Origin of the sequence: Rhizobium sp. Root274 (genome assembly GCF_001429245.1) — a bacterium.
Taxonomy (GTDB): domain Bacteria; phylum Pseudomonadota; class Alphaproteobacteria; order Rhizobiales; family Rhizobiaceae; genus Allorhizobium.
Map to the genome: position 1 here is coordinate 84591 of NZ_LMJE01000010.1, position 23586 is coordinate 108176.

Here is a 23586-nt window from a genome sequence, read left to right on the forward strand (position 1 = left end):
ATCGGAGGAGAAAAACATGCATATTGTGATCATCGGCGCTGCAGGAATGGTCGGCCGCAAACTGGCCCAGCGCCTCACAAGGGACGGTACGCTCGGCGGCAAACCTGTCGAAGCCATGACGCTGGTCGACGTCGTCACACCGGATGCACCTGCCGGTTTCCAAGGCCGCGTCGTGCTGGAAACGGCAGACCTGTCGGCGCCGGGAGCTGCTGAAAAGCTTGTCGCCACGCGTCCCGACGTTATATTTCACCTGGCGGCCATCGTATCGGGCGAAGCTGAACTGGATTTCGAAAAGGGCTACCAGATCAATCTTGATGGCACGCGCTACCTCTTCGAGGCGATTCGGCTAGCGCATCTTGAAGACGGCTACCGCCCCCGTGTGGTCTTCACCTCCTCGATCGCCGTTGTCGGCGCCCCCCTGCCTTTCCCCATTCCCGACGAGTTCCACACCACCCCGCTCACCAGTTACGGTACTCAGAAGGCGATCTGCGAATTGCTACTGGCTGACTACTCTCGCAAGGGCTTCTTCGACGGCATCGGCATCCGCCTGCCGACGATCTGCATTCGCCCCGGCAAACCCAATAAGGCCGCGTCCGGTTTCTTCTCCAACATCCTGCGAGAGCCTCTGATCGGCCAGGAAGCCGTGCTTCCGGTGACCGATGACGTTCGCCACTGGCATGCCTCGCCCCGCTCTGCCGTCGGCTTCCTCCTACACGGAGCAACGATCGACGTGGAGAAGGTCGGCCCCCGCCGCAACCTCTCCATGCCGGGCGTCAGCGCCACTGTCGGCGAACAGATCGAGGCGCTGCGCCGTATCGCCGGCGAGAAGACCGTGAAGCTCATTCGCCGCGAACCGGACGAGATGATCATGCGCATCTGCGCCGGCTGGGCACCCGGCTTCGAGGCCAAACGCGCCCGCGAACTCGGCTTCGTCGCTGAAAACTCTTTCGACGACATCATCCGCATTCACATTGAGGATGAATTGGGAGGCAAGCTTTGACTTTGGAAAAAAACAAGCGCATCGCCTTCCTCGGGACCGGACTGATGGGCGCGCCGATGACGCGGCGATTGCTCGCCGCCAGTTTCCCGGTCACCGTCTGGAACCGCGACATCAGCAAGGCGGAAGCACTGGTGGGCAATGGCGCAACCCTTGCCCGCACTGCCGCCGAAGCGGTCAACAATGCTGATGTCGTTATTACCATGCTCTCTGACGGCAATGCCGTCGGAGACGTCCTCTTCGCGGCAGGTGTCGATAAAGCGTTGAAGTCGGGGGCTGTCGTTGTCGACATGTCTTCGATCGCACCACCGATCGCCAAAGAGCATTCAGCCAGATTGAGCGAGCGCGGCATTTCCCATGTCGATGCGCCGGTCTCTGGCGGCGTGGTCGGTGCCGAAGCCGGAACACTGGCGATCATGGCCGGCGGCGACGTCTCAGTGATCTCGGACCTTGCCGACGTGTTTGCAGCGCTCGGCCGCGTCACCCATGTTGGTCCCTCCGGCGCGGGCCAGATCTGCAAGCTCGCCAACCAGCAGATTGTCGCCATCACCATCGGCGCAGTTGCCGAGGCCATGATGCTGGTCGAAGCCGGCGGTGCCTCGCGCGAGAAGTTCCGCGAAGCCATTCGGGGCGGATTCGCCGAAAGCCGCATCCTCGATTTGCACGGTGCCCGCATGGTCGAGCGTCGCTTCGAGCCAGGCGGCCCATCGCGCCTGCAACTGAAGGATCTCAATGCAGTGAGGGCAATGGCCGACAAGTTTTCACTTGATCTTCCGTTGACGGCAGAAGTGCGTGAAGCCTTCGAGGCTTTCGTGGACGACGGCAATGGCGAGAAAGACCACAGCGCATTGCTCCTGCATCTGGAGAAGATAAACAATCGGGAGAAAGATCACCCATGAGCGGATCAGAACAACCCAAACGCCGGCTGCGCTCGCAGGACTGGTTCGACAATCCCGATCATCTCGACATGACCGCCCTCTATCTCGAGCGCTTCATGAACTATGGCACGACGCCCGAAGAGCTTCGTTCCGGCAAACCGATCATCGGGATTGCCCAGTCAGGCAGCGACATCAATCCGTGCAACCGCCACCACCTCGACCTTGCCAAGCGCGTTCGGGACGGTATCCGCGATGCCGGCGGCATCCCGATCGAATTCCCGTCGCACCCTCTCTTCGAAAACTGCAAGCGCCCCACTGCGGCGCTCGACCGCAACCTCGCCTATCTCGGTCTGGTGGAGCTGCTTTACGGCTACCCCTTCGACGGTGTCGTGCTGACGACCGGCTGCGACAAAACCACGCCTTCGGCGCTGATGGCCGCCTCAACGGTGGACATTCCAGCGATCGTGCTCTCAGGCGGACCGATGCTTGACGGCTGGCACGACGGCGAACTCGTCGGCTCCGGCACCGTCATCTGGCGCTCGCGCCGCAAATACGCGGCCGGTGAGATCACCAAGGAAGAATTCCTCGAACGCGCACTCGATTCCGCCCCGTCCGTCGGCCATTGCAACACCATGGGTACCGCCTCCACCATGAATGCCATGGCCGAAGCCCTCGGCATGTCGCTGACCGGCTGCGCTGCGATCCCCGGCGCCTACCGCGAACGCGGCCAGATGGCCTATCGAACCGGTCGCCGGGCGGTGGAACTGGTGCTTCAGGACATCAAGCCATCGGACATTCTCACGCGCGAGGCCTTCCTCAACGCCATCCGCGTCAACTCCGCCATCGGCGGCTCGACGAATGCCCAGCCTCACCTCATGGCCATGGCAAAACATGCCGGCGTCGAACTGCTGCCGGAAGACTGGCAGGTCCATGGGTTTGACATCCCCCTGCTCGCCAATGTCCAGCCGGCCGGCGCCTATCTCGGCGAGCGTTTCCATCGGGCCGGCGGCGTGCCCGCCATCATGTGGGAACTGCTGCAGGCCGGAAAACTCAATGGCAGCTGTCCCACTGTCACCGGCAGCACGATGGCCGAGAACCTGGAGGGCAGGGAAGCGGTCGATCGCGAAGTGATCAAGCCTTACGGCGAACCGATGCGCGAGCGCGCCGGCTTCCTCGTGCTGAAGGGCAATCTGTTCGACTTCGCCATCATGAAAACAAGCGTCATCTCGGAAGGATTTCGCCTGCGGTATCTGAACGAACCGGGACGCGAAGGCATCTTCGAGGGCCGTGCTATCGTCTTTGACGGATCGGAGGATTACCACAAGCGCATCAACGACCCGTCCCTCGAGATCGATGAAAACTGCATTCTGGTCATCCGTGGCGCCGGCCCGCTCGGCTGGCCGGGATCGGCGGAAGTTGTCAACATGCAGCCACCGGACCACTTGATCCAGCGCGGCATCCTGAGCCTGCCGACCATCGGCGACGGTCGTCAGTCCGGCACCGCCGACAGCCCCTCGATCCTCAACGCTTCGCCGGAAAGTGCGGCTGGAGGCGGCCTTGCCTGGATCCGCACCGGCGATACGATCCGCATCGATCTCAACCAGGGCCGCTGCGACATGCTCGTTGCCGATGATGAGATCGCACGGCGCAAGGCCGAGGGCATCCCGGCAGTTCCAGCGGATGCCACACCCTGGCAGATGCTCTACCGCCAGACTGTCACGCAATTGGCCGACGGGGCAACAATCAAGGGAGCCGATGCCTTCCGCCAGCTCTCCAAGACGCCTCCGCGTCACAACCACTGAAGACCTTCGAAGACGCAATCGCAGCCGGGGTGAAGCCCCGTCTGCGTCAACGCGCCGGTTACCAAATTCAGCCCCCATTTCGTTTCAGATGGAACTGAGTGAGCGCCAGAACATTTTCCATCCAAGCAATCGCATGGATGGAGACTATAATGAAAACCGTGGCTTCGCTGCTGGCCGGTACGGCTCTTGCTGTGTCCACCTTGCTGGGTGGTGTCGTCTTGGCATCAGCCGTGCTGGAGCCCCGGGATGACACTCCGCACTTCGCGGGTCTCGACGTCGCCGACCTTTGGACCCTGACCCCTGTTCGGGTAGATCCGGAAAATCAGACGTATGAACGGCTTCCGCCCCGCTATGGCAGCAACGTTGTCATGGCAAGCGCGTCTGCGACGCAGCAGCCTGTCGAGCAGAAAATGGCCTCCGTCGTGCAGAACATTGACATCATTGAAACAAGCGCCGTGACAGACCACGACCAGGGTTCAGAAGCGCCCGTGCTGTCGCCAGCCCATGTCTCCTGGTGCCAGGCGCGCTATCGCTCTTACAGCACTGACGATAACAGCTATATCTCCTACCGTGGCGAGATGCGCAGCTGCGTTTCGCCCTACCTCAATGAATCTCCTGAGGAGACCGCGGAGGCAAGGGCGACACTTGTACAGGATGAAACGGGAAACACGACGCCAGTCGCGGTCAACTCCCTACACGCCAGCAACTGTCTCCAACGCTATCGATCCTATCGCGCCGAGGACAATTCCTACCAGCCCTATGGCGGCGGTCCGCGCAAGCAGTGCGAATTGCGCACCTTCTGAGGGTCTTCACAGACAAGAACCCACCCGCACGACCTGCATCGTGGCGGCTATATCCCCTTGCACTTCAGACGATATATGGCCTGAGTGGCTTACCCCAAGCAAAGTAATTGGATCACTCTGCCAGAATGAGCCCAGGCGGCGGCGTTGAGGGCTGCTGGCCCGACACGCGAGCTGTCAGATAGGTGAGCGCATTCTGAAGACCGTTCATCGTGTAGGGCTTCTCAATCGCACCGATGGCTCCGGCGAAATCATCCGGAATGCGTTTCACATTGCCGGTGACAAAGACAAACGGAATTCCTGTGGAAGCAAGATGGCGTCCGATGTCGATACCAGAGGGGCCATCGCTCAAATGGACATCAACGAAGGCAAATTGCGGCCACGTCTGATCGACGATTTCCAAGGCAGCACAGTGTGAGGCAGCAGTGCCCACCACCTCGTGACCAGCCGCTTCCACTTCCATCTCCAGCTCGAGCGCCAGCAGGGCTTCGTCCTCGACAATCATAATCTTCAAACGTCGGCGTCCTTCATTTCCTCAACCAGCATGGTTACCAGCACATCGGTGCGGTGCCCGTCGACGGTCCGCTCAACATCAGCACGTAGTTGCTTTGCACAGGCCTCCAGCATCAGCTTGCCGAAGGCTTCCTCTTCCGGATTGACGGCCACGGGCATCGTCTTGTCGGTCACCCGGATCACGAAATGCCCATTCGTCCGTTTCACCTGCAGATGAATTTCACCGCCGCCATCGCTCAATCCTCGACGGACGGCGTCCAGCACAAGCTCGTTCACAATCAAAGCAAGCGGCGAAGCCTTGACGGAAGGAACGAGCACGGGGGCGAGATCAGTGGTGACCCGAATGTCATCCCGCTTCAAGGCCCCGACCAGATCTTCGACCAGGTCCTTGGCAAAATCGGCCACATCGAACCGGCCCAGATCACTGTTCTTGAACAGCTTGCGCTGCACAGTGCTGAGAGCTTCAACGCGGTTCAACACGGAAAACAGGGTCCGCTTCACCACATCGTCTTCCGACATCCGCGCCTGCAGCTTGACGATGGAGGCGATGGTCAGAAGGTTGTTCTTGACCCTGTGATCCACCTCATGGACCAGCATGGTCTTTGCCTGAAGCGCTTCACTCAAGTCGCGTGTCCGGCGTGCCACTTCCTCTTCGGCAGAGAGCCGCGCCTGCGCGAGTTGCACCTCCTTGCTCTTGATATTGGTGAAATCGAGCTGCGACGCGAAGAAATAGATGACCTCCCCGCTTGCATCCCGCACTGGACTGACGAAGAGCGCATTCCAGAATGTACTGCCATCCTTGCGATAGTTGAGGATATCAAGCGCCACATCATGCTCGCCGGCCACGGCCTCGCGCAGCTGTGCAACCGCATCTCGATCTGTATCGGGGCCCTGGAGAAGTCGGCAGTTTCGACCGATCAACTCATCCATGCTGTAGCCCGTAAGGGTCGCAAAGGCCTTGTTGCAGAAGATGATCGGATTGTCCGGCTGGCGAGGATCGGTAATCAGCATCGGCATCCGGGTCGCCTTGAAGGCGGCGGCAAATGGATCCTCGGACGGATGCGAAGCCAAAAGCCGGTCGCCGGCGTCACGGGCATCCCGCTGAATGGAATTGTCATCAGTCATATGTAAATTCTGTCCTGAAGCGGGCTGGTGACAAAAATGATCGGCTCCCCCAAAAAGTTCCAAGCGATCAAAAAAAGTCGAAAAGTAAATCGACGTCCCCGGTTTTAGCCTCCCCCGAACTGACACACATCACGAGATGGACTTGTCTCGACCTTTCGCGTATTCGACAGAAGAGTGATGGGCACATCGTGTTCGAGGTAGAGTGACTTGACTTCCACGGACGATGAAAACCCGCTGTCTACCGGATTCCTGAAGCACGGCGGCCAGATGGCCGATCTGATCCGGGACCATGATTGGTCGGATGGCCTGGGGTCCATCGAAAGTTGGCCACCGTCTCTGCGGTCGGCCTTATCAATCTGTTTGAGCTCAACCTTCCCGACCGCGATTTACTGGGGACCCGAGCTTCGCCTTCTCTACAACGACAGCTGGGCACCTATCCCGGGCGAACGGCATCCGGACGCGCTGGGGCGCCCCGCGTCTGAGGTCTGGGCCGACATCTGGGATGTCGTTGGCCCGCAACTCGAAGAGGTGATGACCACGGGCAAAGGTCTGTCGACTTATGACCAGATGCTGCCAATGGTCCGTGCGGGCGTGCAGACGGAGACCTACTGGAACTATAGCTTCACCGCTATCCGCGACGAACACGGCGCCATAGTCGGCATCTTCAACCAGGGCAATGAGACGACGGCTGCCGTTCTCGCGCGCCGTCAGGCGCAACAGGAGATCTTCAGGCTCGGACGTATGTTCGCCCAGACCCCTGCCGCAATCGCCATCCTGGAAGGACCGACCCACGTCTTCACGCTCGTGAACGCGGCCTACGAGTTGCTGGTCCAGCGCAGCGGCCTGGTCGGCAAGACGGTTGCCGAAGCGCTGCCAGAAGTTCAAGACCAGGGCTTCATCGACCTCCTCGATACGGTTTACGCATCGGCAGAGCCCTATATCGGCCGTGCGGTGCTCATCGACTTCATCCTCGCCGACGGGCAAGTCGAGCAGAAGCATGTCGACTTCATCTTCCAGCCAATGATCAACGCCGAAGGGGAGACGCTTGGAATATTCGTCCAGGCAACAGATGTCTCCGAAGCCGCGACTGCCATGGCGGCCCTTCGCGAAAGCGAAGAGCGCTTCGAAGCAATCGTCAATTCCATCGACCAGATGATCTGGTCGACCACGCCGGACGGCCATCACGACTACTTCAATCAGCGTTGGTATGAATATACCGGGCTGAAAGAAGGCGAGACCAACGGCCTCGCCTGGGAAGACCCGTTTCATCCGGATGATCGTGCGCATGCTTGGAAAGTCTGGCAACACAGCCTTGCAACAGGCGAGCCATATCACGTCGAATACCGCCTGCGGCACCACTCCGGCGAATATCGCTGGGTGATCGGCAGAGCCCAGTGTGTGCGCGACGAAGACGGACGGATCATCCGCTGGTACGGCACCTGCACCGATATTCACGATCTGAAGATCGCAGAGGAGGCGCGCCAGTTGCTGCTGCGAGAACTGAACCACCGGGTCAAGAATCTCTTCTCGATCACCTCCGGTATGATCAACATGACGGCACGAACGGCACCGACCGTCCCGGCCATGGCGGAGACCCTTCAAGGGCGACTGCGGGCTTTGGCGAAGGCCCATGAACTGGTCCAGCCGGCGATATCGGCCGGTCCCCAGGCGCCGGAAACCGGATCGCTGGGCTCTTTGATCGAAGACATCCTGAGCCCGCATGTCGAAGATCGCTCGCGCGTTTCCTTGTCCGGACCACCTGTCGAGATCGGATTGAAGGCGTCGACCAGCCTTGCCCTGATTTTCCACGAACTGGCGACCAATGCTGCCAAATACGGTGCTTTCGCTGGCCCCGAAGGCAAGCTCGACGTTCGCTGGGCCATCATCGACCAAAACCTGCACCTCGATTGGAGCGAAGCACTCGTCGGCCGACAGATCAACGCCCCATCCAGTCTGGGTTTCGGCAGCAAACTGGCTAGAACGAGCGCGACGCAGCAGTTGGGCGGAGAAATTGCTTTCAACTGGGCACCGGATGGTCTGCAGATCAGCATGCGCGTCGCCGAAAATCGGCTCGACCGATAAGACCTGCTGAAGAAAGGATCGAGCGGCCAATCATGCGGTAGGGGCGCCGACCGCTAAAGGTTTAAGCAAAGATTTACGGCACTGTGGTTTGGTCGATCTTCAGTGGCATGTGCGAGGCGCTCCCGCCTGTATCGTGCCAGCCAAGAGAGCGACATGGATTTCGTTTCCATCCTTCTGTTCTGGGTGCTGCTTCTGGCAGCGGTGTTGAGCCGTGGCCCCTACATTTTCTATCTGCTGTTCGGCTCCATGTCCTTCGGCTCCTTTGCCGTCATTCCGCCCGCGCTGACGCAGGGCCTGAGTTTTACACCGCCGCCAATCATCGCGATGGTGATCATCTTCATCTACGCAGGCGGCAGGAACGGCCTGTCGCGGATGCTCAGCATCGCGCTTCGCCCGTCGCAATGCCTGCTCCTGACGCTGTTCTGGATCGTCGCGATCTGGGTCACCCTCTTCATGCCACGCATTTTCGCCGGCATGGTCACCATTATTCCGATGCGCCTGGAGGAGGCGACAAACGGCGTCCCGCTCTATCCAACGCCACAGAACATGTCGCAGATCCTCTATCTCTCCATTTCGGTCATGACCGTTTTTACCTGTGCGCTCGCCTTCCGGGGCCAGAATATCCGCCAGCATGTGCTGGGTGCACTCTGCCTCGGCGGGGCGATGGTTGTGGTGACAGGTCTGCTCGATCTCGCTGGCCTCGGCCCCTACCTCGATATGTTCCGCACGGCGACCTATGTCTATCTCACCGACGTGGAGATCGCCAACGTCAAGCGGGTCGTGGGCCTGATGCCGGAGGCCTCGGCCTTCGGCTCGCTGGCAGTCGCCTTTTTGACTGCAATCTATTTTCTGCGCCGCGCGATATCCCGCCCCTTCCTAAGGCTCATCGTTGCACCCTGCCTCATCGTGCTCCTCGCGCTCTTTGCACTTCTGTCCACCTCCTCGGCGGCCTATGGCGGCCTTGCTGTCTTCGGCTGCGTCGCGGCAGCCGAGTGGTTCTGGCGATTGCTGATGACCGAAAAGGGCAGCAGGGCGCGCGAGGGGCTGGTGCTGGAATTCTGGGCGATCGTCTCGGGGCTCGCTGCGGTTTATCTGCTGGCTCTGTTCAACCCGGCGGTTTTCAATCCCTTCCTCCAGCTCATCGACACCATCATCTTCCAGAAAACCTCGTCTGATTCCTTCGAAGAGCGCAGCATGTGGACTGCGGTTTCGCTGAAGGCGCTCATCGATACCTGGGGCCTGGGCGTCGGAATGGGGGGCACCCGCGCTTCCAACGGCTTGGTCGCCGTCTTCAGCAACACGGGCCTTGTGGGCGGCCTCCTGTATTACGGGTTCCTCACCCAGACCTACCTGCGCCGCGCAGCCAGAGGCGACGAAGAGGCACGGGTCATTCTCACAGCTGTCCGCTTCTACATGCCGCCGGTTTTGATCATGGGCATTCTCGCCGGAACCTCGGCGGATTTTGGCGTCATGAACGCCTGCATTTATGCGCTCAGCGCCGCGATCGCCGCAGATCGCCCGGCGCACGCGGAGAGCCGTCCCGTCACGCGGCACCGGCAACCCGTCGGCGTGCGGAGGACTGCCTGATGACGGAAACCACTGGCGCACCCCTGACAGATCGGACGATCCATGCCGGCCTGTGGACCATCGGCGCCCGGCTGGCATCCCGCGTGGTCGATTTTCTGACACTGCTGGTTCTGGCACGTTTTCTCGGGCCTGCCGATTTCGGCTTGGTCGCCACCGCCATGACGCTGATCTTCATCGTCGAGGCGGTGCTGGAGCTGCCGCTCTCCTCCGCGCTCCTGCGCCTGCCGGAGATGACAACAAGGGCCTTCGAGACGGCCTTCACCCTCGGCCTGCTACGCGGTCTGCTGGTTGCCGGCCTGATGGCAGCAATCGCCTGGCCGATTGCCCGCATCTATGGCGACGACCGCCTCGTCTTGCTTGTCTGTGCACTCGCACTCGCCCCAGCCACACGTGGCCTGATAAGTCCGCGAATGATCCTTTTCGAGAAGGCCCTGGATTTCCGTCGCAAGGGTGCGCTCGAACTCATCGGCAAAACGGTGGCTGCCACGATTGCCATCGGCACTGCTGTGACAACTGGCAGCTATTGGGCTGTCGCCGCAGGGACGGTTGCGACGCCCACGGTCATGATGATCTGCTCCTATGTCATGGCGCCGATGCGCCCACGCCTGACATTGACCGACTGGCCGCTGTTCTCGGACCTCATCGGTTGGAATTTCGTCTCCCAGACGATCACCGCCATAAACTGGCAGATCGACCGCATCCTTCTACCGAGATTCACGGATGTCGCCTCCTTCGGACGCTTTGCCGCCGCCAACGACCTCTCGCAATTGCCGCATCAGGCAGTCATTGCCCCGGCCTCTGCCCCGTTGATGGCGGCCTTCGTTTCCGCTCGTGACAATGGCCGCATTCAGCAGGCCTATCTGAGCAGCAGCAGCAGCCTGATCCTCGTGCTGATGCCGGTCTATGTCTTCATGGCCCTGCTCTCCGGCCCCGTCATCCGGGTGCTCCTCGGCCCCAATTGGGACGGTGCGGCGCCAATCCTTGCGGGGCTGGCCATCGCGAGCCTGCTCGGTCTCCCGTCCACCCCGATGCCGCCTCTGGTAATGGTTCTGAACAAATCCCGTAGCCTTGCCGTTCGATCGGTAATCGAGCTCGTTGTGCGGGTGCCCCTCTCCCTCATTGGCGTCACCTTCTTCGGCGTCGCCGGCGCAGTGGTCGCCAGGGCAGGCGGATCGATTGCCGTCAGCGTCTCATCCATGGCTCTCGTCCGTTCCGTTGCCGGCGTCAGCATTCTGGGCCAGTTGAGGGCGATGATGAGGCCCGTGGCCTCAATCCTCCCGAGCGTGCTCGTGTTGGTCCTGTGCAAACACTGGATGGACTTCGAACAGCACCTATATCTCTCGTTCTTCGCTTCGGGCCTGCTCTTTTGCGCGACTTACGCCGTTTTCGTCCTCATCTTCTGGGTCCTTGCCGGACGCCCTGGCGGCATTGAGGCCAGCGCCGTCAGAATTTTGTCGAAGCTTCTCCGGCGGAAATAGAGGGCAGCTCAGATCTCGCCAGAAATCGGCACGACCCGCTGCTTGAGAAACCGGCTGATGATGTCGGTCGCCTGGGCTCGGGCCGGTAGCGGAGTGAGGTTATGATCGGCGCCAGCAATTACATGCACCTCGACATTGGGATAGCCTCCAAGCTTGGCGGTATCGGCCCCGGCCCAACTGTAGAGATCGTGTAGGCCGGGATCCCCCTCACTGAAGATGAAAGCGACCGGTACGCGTCGGGCCGTCAGCACCTGAAGACGTTCGCGAACGATGCGGATGATGCGGTTATGCCGCGACCGGTCTCCCAGGAGCGGCGAAATCTTCCGTGCAGTAATCGCCAGAAGTGTCTTCGATACCTTGCGCAGGATGGTCGACAGCTTGAGTTCGCCCGCGAGGATCCGCTTGAACTGACGGGTGCTTCGCATGTTCTGCCGATAGGTTTCGATCGGCTCGACCGGTTCGAGAATGGCCTTTAAGATATCCTCGTCCGGCTCCCAATGCAGCTTGCGGACATTGATCATGATGGACGCTGCAACCCGCGTATCGGCCACGGCCGAAATGAGAGCCGGATAGCCACCACTGCAGCGCCCCAGAAGCACTACGCGTTCGATCCCTGCATGCGCCGCCATCCAGTCAATGGCATAACGAACGTCATCATTGGCACGCAGGGAATACATAACTGGCTGCTCCTGCCCGGGCCAGAGCGGCGTTTCCCCGATGCCGGCAAGGTCGATGCGCATCGCAGCAAACCCGCTCTGCGCAATATCGCGCGCCAGATCGACGGAGTAACGACCCCACCCGACTGAGTGATCGGCGCCAGCATTCAGAATAAGCACAGCAGTCCTGGGCACTGGCCCCTGTGCCGGTGTGCTGAAGGCAGCGAAGAACATATCCGATGGTCCGAACCGGACCAACTCTTCGGCATAACCCTCACCAACGATGCGGGCCACCGCCGGGTTGGACGCAGGCAGTGCGGGAGCATCCGAACTAAGCGGGAAGTGAGTGTCGACCCACGACACCACCTTCTCAAGCGTATCCAACGGCATGGAGCCGAAGATGGGGCTGGACACGTAGTCGGCATGGTCGACGAAATCGGTGCTGTCGATGGTAAGGCCACCGGCTAAAAACGCCTCGGCCAGTCGGGCATCGCCTGCGTTGTCTGGCCGCCTGGCCAGGAAAACCCGCTCGACGACGGGGGCAAGCGACCCCAGCGGTTTCAGCTGCCGGATCTCATTGACAGTGGCCGCCGACAGCACAAAGCCTGCCGACATGAACCCGTTAAGCGGCCCATCCGCCGAGCCCACCTTGAACTCGCCCTTCGTCATGGCCGTCCAGGCCGCAACCTCGCGCAGGTAACCACGCCCCTGCAACGCCGGCGCCAGCAGCACGAGGCTGGCGACGGGCCGTTCCTGTGCGAGTTCGGCGGCCAGAAGACCACCCAGTCCCTGTCCGACGACGAGGATCTTTTGAGCCCCAGTAAGGTGGCGCAGATGATCATAAGCAGCACGGGTTGCTTTGCACCAGGCGCCTTCGTCGTCGATCGCGGAGCTGGCATGGGCGGAATGTCCAGTCCCCGGCAGATCAAAGCGCAGGCACGGATAACCGAGCGCAGCCAGACGCTCTCCAAGGACCCGATAGGTGATCCGTGAACACAGTTCCTCGAAGCCCCAGGGCGAAATCATCAGCACCGCGATCTCGCCCGAGGCGGCGTGATACATGCCGGCCAGTCCGTCGAAGCTGACGGGACGGGCAGGCGCCGCGCTTCCTGTAACCGCCTCCGTCTTCTGGAGATCGCTGGTGCCCACGCGCATCAAGCTGCCTGCCTCGACTCCGAGGTAGCGTCTCCCACCTTGGCGCGATAGGCGCCGCTCCGCCGGCCGCTTAGATAACCTTCAATACGTCCGGTTGCGACGTGAAGGTAATACAGCGCTCTCGGGAAGTTTAGACGCAGGCAGGAAAGCGCGGCTCCGCCTGCGGACCTGACGACGGCACGCGCGAAGTATCCGAAGGAATAGCCGTGGCGGCCCAGCACATACCCCATGCCGCGGGCATAACCCCGCGCCTTTCTGCGCATGCGCGCATCGGGGCTGAAGACATTCAGTTCCGGATGATGTGCGTAGAGAGCGGGATCGTACCAGCCGCGATAACCACGCGCGAGCATGCGCAAGACGATGTCCTGCCCTTCATTCGCCTGCCAGGGCGTCGAGGCACCCACGCCGACATCTTCGTCGAAACCGGATACGCCCTCGAATGCCGAACGCGTGAAGAAAAGCATCCATTCGATCTGAGTTGAAAAGACATTGGTGGCAGTCACCGGCTGCGCCTGCTGTTCATAGCGTCCGTTGATGTCGCGGCCAGTCTCGTCGGCAGCACGGCCACAGACAATATCGCTCCCCTTTTTGGCAAACAGCGCGAGCGCATCGTCGAGGACGCGCGGCGGGTAGAGACAATCATCATCGGGGAAGCAGACATAGTCCCCCTCCGCCAGTTCGAAGCCGAGATTGCGGCCCCGGCTCGCTCCGCGAACCCCCGGCACATGCCGGTACTTGAGCGGAAAGGCGGGACTCAAGGTCTGCACCGCATTGGCCAGTACATCGTCGTCGTTCTGATCGACGATAATGAGCTCGAAGTCGCGGCAAGTCTGCGCCTCGATTGTCCGGATGAATTCCAGCACATCCGCCGGTCGCCCCAGGGTCGATATGATCAGCGAGAATTTCATCTGTGTCCCTTCCTCGAATGCTGCCGACTGGGGCGCATTCACAGATCCAGTATTTTCCGGGGATCGAGCCTGCCTGTCACGAGATCCCTGAACGCGAGGAGATTGCCCAACAACCGGCCCCGCCGATCCACCCAGGGCTCAGGACTGAAGCTTTTGATCAGGTTGGCACTGAAATTGCGTAGATTGCCGTCCCAGGTCTGGAAGAAATTCATGTTGCCCTTCCGCTGGATATAAATGCGGTTGGCGATCTGCGAATAGCCGAGGCGACGGCCGGGACTGCGGCCCGCCTTCTTGGTCCCGAGATGCACCCCGCGCAACTGCGTGGCATGCACCACAATTCCGTGAGCAGCCATCTGTCGGGAGAAATCGACATCTTCCAGCCAGGCATAGAGCGGCAGGTTCTCGTCGAAGCGGATGCCGTGGCGCCGCGCTGGCTCAAGCCGGATCGCCATGTTGCAGCCATAGCCGTTGAAGGTTGGGCTAACCGAAAAGGGGCCCTGGAAGCGGTCCCCCGCAAGAATGGCCTGCCCCTGCTCCAAGTCGAGCCCTGGCCCCAGCGCGCCATCCTCGATCACATGGCCGGTCGCGACCATGACCCGTGGATCGCCGGCAAACAGCGCTTCCACCTCGGCCAGATATGAGGCGGATGGCAGAAAATCGTCATCGAAGAACACCATGACATCGGCCTTGGACGCTGCGATCATCGCGTTGCGCTGATGCGACGAGCCCACCGATCCCTCGACGATCCGGACCGCGCCATTGCAGCCCCGAAGCCCCTCCATATCGACGTCATCGGCGCGCGCCGGGCAAATCAGAAACTCGTTCGGCTTGCGCTTCTGGTTGTTCATGAACGCAACCGTCTGCGTGAGGATGTCACGTCTCCCCGCTGTCGCGATCGCAACCGCCAGAGTGAGCCTTTCCTTGGCCATCAGCACCATTCCCCGGAGCGGCATCGCCGCTGATTGTTGTTCATTTGGCCTGGAAGCTGCAGACGATTCTATCCCGGCCATTCTTCACTCGGCTAGACGAAGCGTCCGCCGCTCGCTGCATTCCACCTCTCGATTGCAGAAGGCAGACGACCTTCCCTCGACAAACCGCTCGAGGAGAGCCAGCCGGGTATGACATCCGTCGACTTGACCAGCTTCGTCACGCGGTCCGGATGGATCCCGAGGCCCATGGCCGAAAACGGCTTCAACAAAGCGGCGGCTGCAGTCACGATTGCGCGCGGCACCATGAATGTCTTCACGGCCGGCATGGGGCCGGCACGGAAGGTCTCGACAATCTGCTCAAGCGTGTAGCGGTCGGGATAGCAGCCATTGAACAGCACGAAACGCTCCGGTCGATCGACGGCAAACTGCAGCGCCTCAAGCAAGTCATCAACGTAGAAGCACGCCTTGATCGTATCTTTGCGGCCCGGATAGACGAAAAAGCCTTTTTTCATGAGGGTGGCCATGCGCGTGAAATTGCCCCCTTCACCAGGACCGAAAATTACGGCAGGGCGGCAGATTACGAGCCTGCGGCTGTCATCTTCCTCAAGCCAGGCCATCTGGATGCGCTCGGCCATGAACTTGGACCAGCCATAGGGAGACACGGGCGCCGGCGGGGAAGTCTCGCTCTTCGTTTCCTCTCCTGGCCCATAGACGGAAATGGAACTGGTAAAGACGATCTCCTTGACACGGAGACGTCGCGCAAGCGCGGTGATTACCGTGGCGCCAAGGATATTGGTTTCGTAATACTGGTGATCCGGATGCCCAGGGGTCGTGTGAACGGCTGCAAGATTGTAGATCCGGTGGATCTGCATCCCGGGATCGAAGTTGGACAGATCTCTCACATCCGCGTTGAGATAGACAACGCCGTCCAGCCGGATGCGCGGCCGCTTGATGTCGACAGAGACGACATGATGGCCCTCGGCAGACAGCCTCGCGACCAGATGCGTTCCGATGAAACCGGAGCCTCCGAACACCAAAACATTTTTCGAGCCTTCATTTTGCATGCACTAAGCCTTCCTACATCGGAGGTCGTTTGCCGGGACACGGCCTGTTGGCAGCATGATCGCAACGCACAGCCGGCCGGCAGCGTCCGCCATAGACAAAGACTTTGAGGGCCCATTCTTGCGCGAACAAGCTGCCCGCCAGAGGGCAGACCGCATCCATCACCGTTAGGATAGAACGCCCGTTGGTATATTTTCTGTACGAATTCGGGACCGCCGGGTCCGATAATGATAAGAATGGTTAATCCTTGGTCTCGACGATGACCCCGTCAAAGCCAGAAGCAACACAAACGAAATGCCCTTCGAATACACGCGAGGTGTGGTCCGATGGCAATGGCAGACCAGCGAATGTGAGACGATGTTAACCAGTTTCATCTTTTTCTGTCGCTTCTATTCCGGAATCGTACAGAAATTACGCGATCGCCGGGATTTTAACCGAAGGCGCACGTTTTTGTTCACCGCATTTCTATAGATGCTGCTGCCTATGACTGATCGTTGTCCGCGTTCGGATGCTCAATCGCTTCCATGGAGTCTCTGTTGAAGGTCGCACTAGTTCATTACTGGCTCGTGGGAATGCGCGGAGGCGAGAAAGTCCTTGAAGCTTTCTGTGACCTCTTCCCTGACGCAGATATCTTCACGCTGGTCGCAGATCCCGAACGCCTGTCGCCGAAGATCCGGCGGCACAACATCACCACGTCATTCCTGCAGAAAATTGGCGGTCGCAAGCACTATCAGAAAATGCTGCCTCTGATGCCACATGCATTGGAATCGCTCGATCTCACGGCCTATGATCTCGTGATCTCCAGCGAAGCCGGTCCCGCCAAGGGGGTCATCACCCGCCCCGATGCACTGCACATCTGCTACTGCCATTCCCCGATGCGCTACATCTGGGATCTCTACCCGCAATACATGGCCGAATCCGGCCTGCTGGCCCGCGCGGTGCTTTTTATGGCGGCACCGGGCCTGCGGCAATGGGATGTGACGACCGCACATCGTGTCGACCACTTCATCGCCAACTCCGATTACGTCGCCAAACGCATCCGCAAATTTTACCGCCGTGAAGCGGAAGTGATCCATCCGCCGGTCGAGGTCAGCCGGTTCAAAATCTCCGACGGGCCGAAGGACTTTTACCTCTGCGCCGGCCAGATCACGCCCTACAAGAAGATCGAGCTGGCCGTTGCCGCCTGCACGCGCCTGAACCTGCCACTGGTGGTCATCGGCGATGGCGCATCCGCCAAGCTCAAGCAGTCGGCGGGCCCAACCGTCAGCTTCCTCGGCGCCGTCCCGGATGCCGAGATGGAACGCTGTTTCTCGGGCTGCCGCGCCCTCTTGTACCCCGGCGTAGAGGATTTCGGGATCGTGCCGCTGGAAGTCATGGCGAGCGGCCGACCTGTGATTGCCTTTGCGCGGGGTGGCGCTCTGGAAACCGTTGTAGAGGGAAAAACAGGCCTCTTTTTCCACGAACAGACCGTCGAAGCGCTGTGCGCAGCCCTCACACGTTTCGAGGCCGACAGCGGCAGGTTCGATCCGGCAACCGTGCGCGCGCATGCCATGAGTTTCGAGCCGGACCGCTTCCGCGCCGAGCTGAAAAAGTCCATAACAGACTGCATCAGCCGCCAGAACCAGAGGAGCGCGGTAAAGCCGCAGGTTTGGGACAAGAGCGCGTGAAACCGATTGTCTTCAATGGCAAATTCCTGACCGTCGCACCGACCGGCGTTCACCGTGTCGCAGAAGAACTCATTCAGGCCTTCGAGCGCCTGATGGTGAACCGTCAGCTTTCCGGAGAGCTTCCTGAGGTCACGGTCGCAGCCCCGACGACCGCCGAGCGCAAACCGGGACTCTCCTTGATCCGTTTCATAAGACAAGGCTTCGCCAGTGGTCTGCCGCGGGAATATCCGTGGGAGCAGATCAACCTTCCCTGGATTGCCCGCAATGCCCTGCTGATCAATCTCTGCAACATGGGTCCGATCTTCCACCCAGATTCGCTGACCATGATCCATGACGCGCAGGTGTATCTGACGCCCGCTTCCTATTCTCTGGGCTTCAGGCTCTGGTATCGTCTGATCCAGCCACTGCTTGGCCGGACCAACCGCTGCATCCTGACGGTCTCGGAATATTCCAAGGTTCAGCTGGTTCGCCACGGCATTGCCCCCGCGGAGAAAATCACAGTCATCTACAACGGCTGCGACCACGTTCTGACGCATACGCCGGCCCCTGATTTTGTCACGGAAAGGGGGCTTGAACGCGGTGGATATGTCGTGGCTCTGTCGAGCACGCAGGCGCACAAGAATATCCAGGTGCTGTTCAAGGCCTTCGCCGACCAGCGCCTTTCGCATCTGACCCTTGTTCTGTTCGGCGCGACAAGTCGTGAAACATTCGAGAACCTCGGCTTCGAAGTCCCGGCCAATGTCCGCTTTGTCGGGCGTATCAATGATGCGGAACTGTCCGCCCTCATGGTAGAGGCATTGGCCTTCGCCTGCCCCTCGACGACGGAAGGCTTCGGCCTGCCGCCGCTTGAGGCGATGATCCTCGGCTGCCCGTCCATCGTTGCGCCTTGCGGAGCGCTGCCGGAAGTGTGCGGCGATGCGGCGTTGCAGGCTGATCCCCACATGCCGGATCAATGGGTTGAGCAGGTGCTGCGCCTGGCTGACGATCAGGGCTTGCAAGCACGATTGCGCGAAAAAGGCCGGCAACGAGCGGGTCTTTTCACCTGGGATACCGCAGCCCGCAAGCTGGCCGAGGTGATCGGGCTCAAGGTGCTCGACCCATCCGTCGAGGCGTCAGCCTCGGCGACCAAATCACGGTAAACAATATCTTAAGACATCGCCCATAGGCTTCGCTCGGATCAGTGGTGATTCCGAACATTCAGCCAACCTTTGAGCGGTACGTAGCATGGTCGATAATTCGATCCCTCCGGTGGAGCGCGAAGAGACGCAGAGTTCAGGCTCGATCCCGCAGATTGACCTGGCGCATTTCTTTTCCGTGCTGCGTGGCGGCCTGCTGGGCATTATCGTCATAACCGTGCTCTTTGCCGCAGCGGCAGTGGGCTTTTCGCTGTTGCTGAAGAACTATTATGTCTCGACGGTCAGCATCCTCGTTGATCCGGAAGGCTCACGCATCGTTGAAGGCGAGATCTACGGCGACAGCCGCGCAACCGAAGCCCGGGCTTTGAATCAACAATACATTCTCACCTCCGTGCGTGTCCTGAGCGCCGTGGTGGAAGCACAGTCACTGGTCGATGACCCCGAATTCGGTGCGGCAAAGCCTTTCGAAAGCGATCGCGGCAAGCGCGCCCAGCGTGCGCTCGAAGCCTTGCAGAAGGCCATCGTCGCGGACCTGAACAAGGCGAGCTTTGTCATCGACCTGTCGGTCACGACCGGAGACGCGGCCAAATCGGCACGTCTCGCCAATGCCATTGCGGAAACCTACATCCAGACTCGAATTCAGATGAACAACGGCGTTGTTCGCCAGGCGACGACAGATCTTTCGGCACAGCTTGCGAGCCTGGAAAAGGCAGTCGAAGACGGTGACCGTGCCGTTCAGGCCTACAAGGCCGCACATAACATCGTCGATGTCGGCGGGCGCCCCACATCCGAGCAGCAGATCGCCGAAACCAACAGCGAAATCACCCGAATTTCCGGAACGATTGCCGAAAACGAAGCGCTGATGTCGGAACTGAAGCTTGCGCGTTCCAATCCGGAATACCTGCGTTATACGCCCGACACCTCCCTGACCCCGGCCATTATCGAACTACGCACTCGTTACCACGCAGCGCTGGAGCAACAATCGGTCCTGCAGTCCTCCTTTGGCGATCGCCATCCGGCGCTGCAAAGTGCGCGCGCCCGCACGCAGGCGGTATCGGCTCTTCTCAACACCCAGCTGAAGGATTTCGAGACTTCGCTGGCACGCAATGCCGAGAAACTGAAAAGCCAGCGGCAGTTGCTGCAGAAGAACCTCGCCTCCCTCAAGGCGAACCTGAATGAATCTGACGAATCGATGGTCCAGTTGCGCGAACTCGAACGCAAGCTCGCGAGCGACCGCCTCGTCTACGAATCCTTCCTGCTGCGAACACGTCAGCTTTCGGGCCAGGAGCGGACCGTCAGTGAAAATCCACAGATCATTTCTGCAGGCCAGGTGCCGTTAAGCAAGGCCGGTCCCCGCCGCTCCCTGATCGTCGCCGGTGCAACCATCCTCGGCTTCCTCGTCGGCTGCGGGATTGCGCTGGCACGCGATATGAGGACGTCACCCGAGCCACGCACGGCTTCCGTACCTTCCTCATCACCGATGGCACAGGTGGCGGCAGCGGAGATCGCAGAACCCAAGCGCCGGCGGCGGACGTTCAGGGAATGGCTGCGCCGAGAGACCCAAGACGAGCCCGCGCCCTCGGCAGACAATGACATGCCGGAGCGTGATGAACTCCCTGTTCGCATCAAGAACCGTCGCACACGGGTTACGGGCCCCGCCGCAGATGACGGTGAGCTCTACGCCGTCGCCACGCGTCAGTTGATCCGACTGACCCAGGGGAAGCCCAATCCCATGGTCGTGGTTTACGCATCCGGCCAGCACCGCGATGGCCATCGTACGACCCTGCAGCTTGCCAAGTCCGTGGCCGGCACAGGCAAGAACCTGTTGTTGGTCGACGCCGAGCGCGAGGCCAACCTCACCCGTCAAACGGCGGCCATGGGCAAGCCGGGACTGATGGACGCGATTTCTCTGCAGCGGATCGAGGGTGACTTCGTCAATCCGGACAGGACACCCGGGCTTTGGCTGATGCCGGCCGGTCGCCGGTCGCCGCGCATCTCGACGAAAGGCGTTTCGCAATCACAGACACTGGTTGACTGGCTGGAGGCTGACGGCCTGCTCTTCGATCTCGTCTTGGTCTATGCCGGTCGCTGGACCGAACAGCAGGCAACGCCTGCCATCGAGGCCGCGGCCGATACTTTTGCCGTCATCGGCAACTGGTTCAACCGTCAGGATGTAGAAGAAACGGTTTCCTCGTTGGAAGAGCACGACCTGCGTCCCACCCTTCCCATCTTCCTCGACGAGGAGATGGACAGCGTTCCCCGCGCCGGCTGAGCTTGAACGTCTGCGGCAATTGCAAGCCGAGAGGGCTTGTACATCGTCCCGTTAGGCACATCTTAAGTCTGTCTTGCGAATAACCGGGAAGTTGCAGGCAAGCCTGCGTCTGGTTGCAGACAATTATCATTATCGAGAGAAAAGACATCTATGTCTTTACGCGAAGATAATGAGCTGCTTGCGATCTGGAGCGCGGCGTTGAACGAAACGGGATTGAGCTTGGCCCTTGAAGAAAACCTGCGCGTGAGCTTTGATCGCGGCGGCAGCCACTGCCTGTGCCTGCGCCCCCTCCGCGCTTTGCCGCCGGAGGGCTGCAAGCCGTGAACCAAACGGTCGAGCGTGTCGTCATCATCAACGACTTCTCCATTGCGCGCGGTGGCGCAACGACGCTCGTCCTTCTGCTGCTCAAACTGCTCAGATCTCGCGGCATCCCGGTCACCCTGATCGTTGGGGACGACCGAGAGAACCCGCTCTTTTCCGAGCTCGGATTGGACGTGGTCCCCCTGGGCCAAAAGGAATTGCTCAAGGGCAATCTGTTGAAAACAGCGGTCAGCGGTATCGACAACGTTCCAGCGCGCAAACTTGTCGACGACTGGATTGCGCGGAACGATACGCCCGGCACCGTCTATCACGTGCACATCTGGTCGCAGATCCTATCGCCTTCGATCTTTCTGCCCTTGCGCCGCGTTGCCGAGCGCACGGTGTTTCACGCTCACGATTCCTTTCACGCCTGCCCTAACGGCGCCTATATGAACTACCCGAAGGAAACCCAGTGCATGCTGGTCCCCCTCGGCGGGCGCTGTCTTACGACGAATTGCGATCGCAGGTCTTATGCCCACAAGCTCTGGAGGTCGGCGCGTCAGGCCCGCCTTTTTGCCGCGATGGGCCAGGACATTCCCTGGGGCAGCATCTTGCTCATTCATGAAAAGATGACGGACGGCTTCCAGCGTGCCGGTTACACAACCGACATCTTGCACACCATTCGCAATCCCGCCTCACCTTTCATTGCGTCCCGCGTGCCCGCAGAAGACAACGGCAGCTATTTCTTCATCGGCCGTCTGGAGCAGGAAAAGGGACCGCAAGATGCCCTCGCCGCAGCGCGGGCTGCAGGCGTCAACCTTGAGGTCATTGGCGACGGCCCGTTGCGCGAGACGCTGATGGCGCAGTATCCGGACATGGTCTTTCACGGCTGGCGTCAGGCAGACGAGATCGGCGACCTCATCAAGACCGCCCGCGCGCTCGTGATCCCGTCCCGCCTTCCTGAGCCCTTCGGCCTTGTGGCCGTCGAAGCCGCCGCGAGCGGTATCCCCCTGATCCTGACCGAAATGGCGCTGCTCGCAGACGAAGTGGTGCTTGGCGGTATTGGTCTCACCTGCAACACGCAGGACGTCTCAAGCTTCGCCGCAACCTTGCGCACGTTCGAAGAGATGCCGCGTGAAGATCTGCGTCGGATGAGCGAGCGGGCCTATACGGGCGCAATTGCCATGGCCAACACGCCCGACGGTTGGGCAGACAAACTCCTCCACGTCTACAAAGGCCTGCTGGCGGATACCCACTGACCCTCTTGGTCAAACTCGCGTGCCATACCCTTTAGAAACCTTCAGCGCTTTCCACGCAGCGATCCGATCACACGGTCGAGCGCCACCAACAGCGTGCGCTTGGAGCGCCGAAGAACCCTGTGCCAGATCGGCAGATGCCCGTCGATCAAGAGCATGTTCATTGGGAGCGACGCCATGGGGCCTCGCACCGGACGCAGGGGCGCATCCACGGCAGTGACCTCGTAGAACAGCTCCTGGTCAGGCCACACATAGCCGTCATCCCAGGTCCAGCTGTCATGCTTCTGATAGTGCTGCTTCAAGGACAGCGCGAGGCTCTTGTCGGTCGGCAACGTAATAGAGTGCCCGAGCCGAGGCATGTTCATTTCCATGAAGGAGAGGACCCGGTCACCTGCATATCCGGTCACGACAAGCCGGAAATCGCGTTCTTTCCTCAGAGCCGACACGGCACGGTAGACCTGCACATGCTCCTCGTGGCCATACTCGCCCCAGGGATTGTGGGTGACCACCAGATCACCCTCCCCGACATGCTCGGCAATGGCGGCTGCCACAAGTTCGAAATTGCGCGCATAGCCGTCACGGTCCAGGCCACACTGAATGCCATAGGCCGTCTCGATCGGACGGTCCCAGTTCGTTGTCAGAAAGCTGCGTGATTCCCGGATGTTGAGACCCATGACGGATGTCAGAGGAAAATCCCGCAGGAGTGCAGCACGGCCCCGGCTAACGGCAGCGTCGGCCGTGTCTCCGTAACACAATACAACCTTCTTGGCGGCAGCCAGGATGGAGCTCGCCCAAAGGATCTCGTCGTCCGGGTGCGCCATGATGATGACGCAGTGATGGAAATCGCCGGGTTGCAGCATGGCGCCTGTCGTCGTTTCAGTGCCGACACACTGCCCGCCTTGACCGCCCGGCGCAACCGGAAGAGGCTATCCGGCTCTCGTTAAGGTTAAACCGCCTTCGCTGCTGCGCATGCACCGCGCAAG

Annotated in this window: 19 protein-coding genes; 12 read left to right on the plus strand and 7 right to left on the minus strand. The window is 60.4% G+C overall.

From position 1 onward, the window contains the following. The first annotated feature begins 16 nt into the window (after nt 1-16). The 4 genes from denD (at nt 17) to ASE36_RS20180 (ending at nt 4480) form a co-directional block, all read left to right on the plus strand. Entirely contained in the window at nt 17-1000 is a 984-nt protein-coding gene (gene denD, locus ASE36_RS20165) for a D-erythronate dehydrogenase (RefSeq protein ID WP_062284290.1), read from the plus strand. A 2-nt stretch (nt 1001-1002) separates the two neighbouring features. After that, nucleotides 1003-1896: an NAD(P)-dependent oxidoreductase gene (locus tag ASE36_RS20170; protein ID WP_413813674.1), complete on the plus strand. Its 894-nt coding sequence runs from the start codon at nt 1003-1005 to the stop codon at nt 1894-1896. Further along, a complete protein-coding gene (locus ASE36_RS20175; protein WP_062284163.1) occupies nt 1893-3677 on the plus strand; it encodes an IlvD/Edd family dehydratase in 1785 nt (594 codons plus the stop codon). Before ASE36_RS20170 ends, ASE36_RS20175 begins: the two co-directional genes overlap by 4 nt. A gap of 149 nt (nt 3678-3826) precedes the next feature. Next, entirely contained in the window at nt 3827-4480 is a 654-nt protein-coding gene (locus ASE36_RS20180) for a BA14K family protein (RefSeq protein WP_062284167.1), read from the plus strand. A gap of 112 nt (nt 4481-4592) precedes the next feature. Here the strand turns inward: ASE36_RS20180 and ASE36_RS20185 are convergent, their stop codons facing one another. Both ASE36_RS20185 and ASE36_RS20190 read right to left on the minus strand, forming a co-directional pair. Then, complete coding sequence (locus ASE36_RS20185; protein WP_062284171.1) at nt 4593-4991, minus strand: response regulator; 399 nt, start codon at nt 4989-4991, stop codon at nt 4593-4595. Further along, entirely contained in the window at nt 4988-6115 is a 1128-nt protein-coding gene (locus ASE36_RS20190) for a PAS domain-containing protein (RefSeq protein WP_062284174.1), read from the minus strand. Before ASE36_RS20190 ends, ASE36_RS20185 begins: the two co-directional genes overlap by 4 nt. 360 nt (nt 6116-6475) lie before the next feature. Between ASE36_RS20190 and ASE36_RS20195 the strand changes: the two genes are divergently transcribed. The 3 genes from ASE36_RS20195 (at nt 6476) to ASE36_RS20205 (ending at nt 11262) form a co-directional block, all read left to right on the plus strand. Next, a complete protein-coding gene (locus tag ASE36_RS20195; RefSeq protein ID WP_244474811.1) occupies nt 6476-8197 on the plus strand; it encodes a sensor histidine kinase in 1722 nt (573 codons plus the stop codon). 153 nt (nt 8198-8350) lie between these two features. Continuing rightward, nucleotides 8351-9784, plus strand: coding sequence for a hypothetical protein (locus ASE36_RS20200; protein WP_062284177.1), 1434 nt, complete (start codon nt 8351-8353; stop codon nt 9782-9784). Beyond that, complete coding sequence (locus ASE36_RS20205) at nt 9784-11262, plus strand: oligosaccharide flippase family protein (protein WP_062284180.1); 1479 nt, start codon at nt 9784-9786, stop codon at nt 11260-11262. Before ASE36_RS20200 ends, ASE36_RS20205 begins: the two co-directional genes overlap by 1 nt. An 8-nt stretch (nt 11263-11270) precedes the next feature. Here the strand turns inward: ASE36_RS20205 and ASE36_RS20210 are convergent, their stop codons facing one another. The 4 genes from ASE36_RS20210 to ASE36_RS20225 all read right to left on the minus strand — a co-directional run bounded on the left by ASE36_RS20210 (nt 11271) and on the right by ASE36_RS20225 (nt 15974). Next, a complete protein-coding gene (locus ASE36_RS20210) occupies nt 11271-13073 on the minus strand; it encodes an alpha/beta fold hydrolase (protein ID WP_062284183.1) in 1803 nt (600 codons plus the stop codon). Further along, on the minus strand, nt 13073-13981 hold the full coding sequence (locus ASE36_RS20215; RefSeq protein ID WP_062284187.1) for a glycosyltransferase family 2 protein: 909 nt from the start codon (nt 13979-13981) through the stop codon (nt 13073-13075). The genes ASE36_RS20210 and ASE36_RS20215 overlap by 1 nt, the downstream gene beginning before the upstream one ends. Nucleotides 13982-14019: 38 nt before the next feature. Then, the gene (locus ASE36_RS20220) at nt 14020-14910 is read right to left on the minus strand and encodes a glycosyltransferase family 2 protein (RefSeq protein ID WP_082511268.1); all 891 of its coding nucleotides are present in this window, start codon (nt 14908-14910) and stop codon (nt 14020-14022) included. A 92-nt stretch (nt 14911-15002) separates the two neighbouring features. Beyond that, nucleotides 15003-15974: an NAD-dependent epimerase/dehydratase family protein gene (locus ASE36_RS20225; RefSeq protein WP_062284193.1), complete on the minus strand. Its 972-nt coding sequence runs from the start codon at nt 15972-15974 to the stop codon at nt 15003-15005. Nucleotides 15975-16508: 534 nt separating this feature from the next. Between ASE36_RS20225 and ASE36_RS20230 the strand changes: the two genes are divergently transcribed. The 5 genes from ASE36_RS20230 (at nt 16509) to ASE36_RS20245 (ending at nt 22606) form a co-directional block, all read left to right on the plus strand. Further along, nucleotides 16509-17639 (plus strand): glycosyltransferase, encoded by a 1131-nt coding sequence (locus ASE36_RS20230; RefSeq protein ID WP_082511256.1) that lies wholly within the window; start codon nt 16509-16511, stop codon nt 17637-17639. Beyond that, complete coding sequence (locus ASE36_RS20235) at nt 17636-18778, plus strand: glycosyltransferase family 4 protein (RefSeq protein ID WP_062284197.1); 1143 nt, start codon at nt 17636-17638, stop codon at nt 18776-18778. Before ASE36_RS20230 ends, ASE36_RS20235 begins: the two co-directional genes overlap by 4 nt. An 85-nt stretch (nt 18779-18863) precedes the next feature. After that, complete coding sequence (locus ASE36_RS20240) at nt 18864-21047, plus strand: exopolysaccharide transport family protein (protein ID WP_062284200.1); 2184 nt, start codon at nt 18864-18866, stop codon at nt 21045-21047. Nucleotides 21048-21197: 150 nt separating this feature from the next. Then, nucleotides 21198-21371, plus strand: a complete 174-nt coding sequence (locus ASE36_RS22670) for a hypothetical protein (RefSeq protein WP_156378722.1) — start codon at nt 21198-21200, stop codon at nt 21369-21371. Continuing rightward, on the plus strand, nt 21368-22606 hold the full coding sequence (locus ASE36_RS20245) for a glycosyltransferase family 4 protein (protein ID WP_062284203.1): 1239 nt from the start codon (nt 21368-21370) through the stop codon (nt 22604-22606). The genes ASE36_RS22670 and ASE36_RS20245 overlap by 4 nt, the downstream gene beginning before the upstream one ends. A 41-nt stretch (nt 22607-22647) precedes the next feature. Here the strand turns inward: ASE36_RS20245 and ASE36_RS20250 are convergent, their stop codons facing one another. Continuing rightward, a complete protein-coding gene (locus tag ASE36_RS20250; protein WP_062284205.1) occupies nt 22648-23463 on the minus strand; it encodes a PIG-L family deacetylase in 816 nt (271 codons plus the stop codon). Nucleotides 23464-23586: the final 123 nt, after the last annotated feature.

Bases quoted from the DNA above. Each gene is read 5' to 3' on its own strand.
- ASE36_RS20175 (WP_062284163.1), top strand. From the start codon at position 1,893: ATGAGCGGATCAGAACAACCCAAACGCCGGCTGCGCTCGCAGGACTGG.
- ASE36_RS20180 (WP_062284167.1), top strand. From the start codon at position 3,827: ATGAAAACCGTGGCTTCGCTGCTGGCCGGTACGGCTCTTGCTGTGTCC.
- ASE36_RS20210 (WP_062284183.1), bottom strand. From the start codon at position 13,073: ATGCGCGTGGGCACCAGCGATCTCCAGAAGACGGAGGCGGTTACAGGA.
- ASE36_RS20215 (WP_062284187.1), bottom strand. From the start codon at position 13,981: ATGAAATTCTCGCTGATCATATCGACCCTGGGGCGACCGGCGGATGTG.
- denD (WP_062284290.1), top strand. From the start codon at position 17: ATGCATATTGTGATCATCGGCGCTGCAGGAATGGTCGGCCGCAAACTG.
- ASE36_RS20190 (WP_062284174.1), bottom strand. From the start codon at position 6,115: ATGACTGATGACAATTCCATTCAGCGGGATGCCCGTGACGCCGGCGAC.
- ASE36_RS20205 (WP_062284180.1), top strand. From the start codon at position 9,784: ATGACGGAAACCACTGGCGCACCCCTGACAGATCGGACGATCCATGCC.
- ASE36_RS22670 (WP_156378722.1), top strand. From the start codon at position 21,198: ATGTCTTTACGCGAAGATAATGAGCTGCTTGCGATCTGGAGCGCGGCG.
- ASE36_RS20225 (WP_062284193.1), bottom strand. From the start codon at position 15,974: ATGCAAAATGAAGGCTCGAAAAATGTTTTGGTGTTCGGAGGCTCCGGT.
- ASE36_RS20200 (WP_062284177.1), top strand. From the start codon at position 8,351: ATGGATTTCGTTTCCATCCTTCTGTTCTGGGTGCTGCTTCTGGCAGCG.
- ASE36_RS20250 (WP_062284205.1), bottom strand. From the start codon at position 23,463: ATGCTGCAACCCGGCGATTTCCATCACTGCGTCATCATCATGGCGCAC.
- ASE36_RS20220 (WP_082511268.1), bottom strand. From the start codon at position 14,910: ATGGCCAAGGAAAGGCTCACTCTGGCGGTTGCGATCGCGACAGCGGGG.
- ASE36_RS20240 (WP_062284200.1), top strand. From the start codon at position 18,864: ATGGTCGATAATTCGATCCCTCCGGTGGAGCGCGAAGAGACGCAGAGT.